Genomic DNA, 3,391 nt, shown 5'->3' on the forward strand with positions numbered 1-3,391 from the left:
AGGGTACTTACGGATTCAAACTTTACAGCTATTGTAACCTCCTGTCCGTTTTTATATCCGGGAAGTATGGCCTGTACGGTATTATTCTTGGTATCTACTACATCATTGTCAATGTTCAGTGCATATTGCAACGGGACCTCCTTATCAGAGGCCTGGTTATACATGACGGGGGTAAATCCGGTATAGGCCGTAGGACGATTGGGCCATACCTGTCTGTCGTAGCCACCATTGCCTACTTCCACCATGTTGGGTTTCGGAATGCCCTGTTTTTTAATAGCCCAGTTTTTACAAACAGTATAGGTGGGCTTTGAGCCCTTGTAGGAATTACACATAGGGCATGCCAGGAAGAAGTTCATATAATTCAGCATCAGTCCCGGAAATTCCGCTTTTGGAAGCCGGTGTTCCACCGCCAAAGAAGAATCCTGTACGGGCATACCGCAGTAATTACAGTACTGCCCGTAGTTTTCAATCAACGACGCGCGGGCATTTCCGTAGTTTACGCTGTCATTCTTGGTAAAATAATTGATCAGGGAGGTAACCAGCTCCTGGTCCACCAGGTTTAAGTTGTCCCAGTCATCTTCACCACCATTGGCAAAGGTAAGTGTCTGCAGCAGGTCCAAAATCCGCTGCGTGCGGTAAGTAGTTTTTCCAAGAACAGGATAGATACCATGGGTGGCCAGCCCAGTCCGTATGTCCTGTGTATTGGTCCGCATATTCAGTGGTATCTGGTACGATGGATTAGTAGCGAAAGAAACTGGTCTCATTGTTTATAAATTTATATATGCGCCATACCATCCCAGTGTGCCTGGTTGTTCCTGATCGCCGAGCAACACGAGGTTTACATTCCCCGCGGGCGGCAGTTTCAGGCCAAACAAACTCAGAGAGAGGTTTATCAGGAATAAATTATAACTCACTTTATCGCCGTCATGTACTACCTTTTTCAGTTGAAAAGGTCCGGCAGACAGCTTCAGCACATTCTGGATACTGAAGGTATTGCCACCGCCACCGGAGCCGGGCAGTTGCAGGAAGATGCCCACATTGGCCGTGCCGGCGCCGGGGCTCCATGCCAGCAGCAATTGCGGTATAAATCCTTTCTGACTGGCCAGCGCGCCAGGCCCGCCCCAATGCACATCAAAATTGATAGCATACCAGGCGTCCTGTAAACCACCGGTGCTGAAATTAACCGGAGGGATCACCTGCAGATAGTTCAGTTTCTTGGGCGTATTATCTCCGCTGCCTTGCAAAATGTCATTCGGACTTATCGGGAATGCAGCGGCAAAACTTTTGTCGCGCACCGTGCTGAGTGATTGATCAAAAGCGGTGTTGGCTGTGTTCAGGGAAATCGCCAGTGCACTGGTGCTGTTCTGCTTTGTATCCAGTTTGAAACTTACATCCAGTGCAAGATTAGAGAAGTATAATCCCCGCGCTGGTACCAGTTCCTGGCCTTTCGGTGCGCCGAAAGAAAAGCCATCAAAATTTTCCAGCTCACGGAAATTCAGGTAACCATAGAAAGTGAATTTGGCTGTCACCAGTTCTGTGGTGGGTACCGCCTTTTCCGGTACGGAGTTAACGGTTTGAAACTGTGCTTTTATAAAATCTGTATAATTCAATACAGCACTGCTCAGGAAATACTGATAGGAGAGACCTTTGCTGGTCAGGAAAGTATAGGTCTGATGGCCATCATGATTTTCATAGTGACCATCAAAGATCATGGAGTAGTTCGCAGGTGGCGGTGTATCATCTGTCTTGGTAGCGGGTGGGTTTAGCGATGCAGCCTCTTCAAACCACTTACGGGCCGTAAGTTCCAGCTTACTGTCGAAATTGGTAATGATGGTATTGGCAAAAATGATCTGGAGAAAAAGCACCTTATAGCTATAAGTGGCATCTTGCAAACTGTTATCAGCATCCTTAACAGTGAGCGTACTGCCGTTACCGTTATCTCCGCTGTTTTGTTGTACCCGATGATAGGATGGGTCGGTATAGTTGATCAGCCCGAACATATTACTGCGTTGTACCGCAATGGGTTTGTCCAGGTTTTGGGCATCCTGCGTAACAAAATTTACCTGCACACCTATATGATGTGCATAAAAGCGCTTCAGGTCCATGGCGCCCAGCAGCCCGCGTAGATCTTTCGGAAAATTACCCAGGTTGATGTCTACCTTCAGCGCCAGAATACCATACCATTGAGGATCTTGCAGGATGTTCAGAAAATTGGCGTACTGTGGATCGTCTTGCTGGGATTGTGCATCAATAAAGTAATTCAGTAACCATGTTTGAGTGCCCTGCAGTTGGTTGCTGTCATAGTTGAATGACAACGGGTCCGTCCACGTTTTAAGATCAGCAACAAGGTCAAATAATGCGCCGGGGCGAAATTTCAGTATGAGGATATTGCGCTGGTCCGGATCATTTGCAGGATTGCGTGCAGGTATATCTATATTGAATTGCCAGCCTTCGATGGAAAGTGAGTGTTCAAAGGTGCCAATGTTTTTATTATCGGAGATAACAAGGAAAAGATTGTCTGTCTGAAATGCATTCCGCAGCGGCACCGGCAGGTTTACAAATCGCAGGTCGGTGGGTATTTCTGTGTTGTGCGCCAGTAGTACTTCCTGCCAGTTGAGCCCTGCAATGGTGGCCAGTAATCCCTGCGGGGTGCTGGTAACAACAGAAGGTGCATCCGTGGCAGATTGCTTCGGGGCAGGCATAGCATCCATCTGTTTTTTGCGCGCTGGCGCTATGAGTTTAGTTTCAAAAGGAGCAATCTTGTCGGGAGAAAAGGGAGCTCCTTTTGAAGTGCTGAGACCAGCATATGGCGCCAGTGGAAAGCTGAGTGCGGCAGTACCTTCTGCGGGCAATTGCGCCGTCGTGTTATAGAAAGCATCGAGCAGACCGGCGGTGTTGGAAGGTTCATATAAACTGGCCACTGTGGGAGCAGCAGCGTATATCACCGGCGCATGACTGTCGATAGCTTTCACAAATGCCCAGGAGGCGGTGTAAGTAGTATCCAGTTCCACACTGCTAAGTCCGGCGTCGGCGTAGGCCGCATTGTCCGGATAAAAAATGATCTGATCTCCGGGCGTAAAGGAAATCGCTTCAGTGCCTGCGAGTCCTGGTAATAACTGGCATGCAGCAGGACTTTCCTGTTTCATGCCAAGGGTAAAGGCGCCCTTCGGTGCCAGGTAATATGCGGGAGACTTTGCCGGATCGGCGTATGTCTGAAATACTAATTGCGCTGGTGTAGTGCCGGTGGTAACGGGTTGCAGGGAAATGGGTTGTCCGTATATCGTACGCAGATAAGACGGCATGGTATCACCGCTGCCCGGAACAATCTGGAAGCGGTCTTCGGTGTCGGCAATTTTTTCCAGTCCGAATGATATGCCGGTAAATGTAAGAT

At 48.6% G+C, this 3,391-nt stretch carries 2 protein-coding genes; both read right to left on the reverse strand.

The genetic code is table 11. The features are described 5' to 3' along the window. On the reverse strand, positions 1 to 764 hold a 764-nt coding region (locus VIP81_RS19905), incomplete at its 3' end, for an HNH endonuclease signature motif containing protein (protein WP_331965178.1). A gap of 3 nt (positions 765 to 767) precedes the next feature. Further along, on the reverse strand, positions 768 to 3,391 hold a 2,624-nt coding region (locus VIP81_RS19910; RefSeq protein WP_331965181.1), incomplete at its 5' end, for a hypothetical protein.

It is taken from the genome of Chitinophaga sp. (genome assembly GCF_036566945.1).
Classification (GTDB): Bacteria; Bacteroidota; Bacteroidia; order Chitinophagales; family Chitinophagaceae; genus Chitinophaga.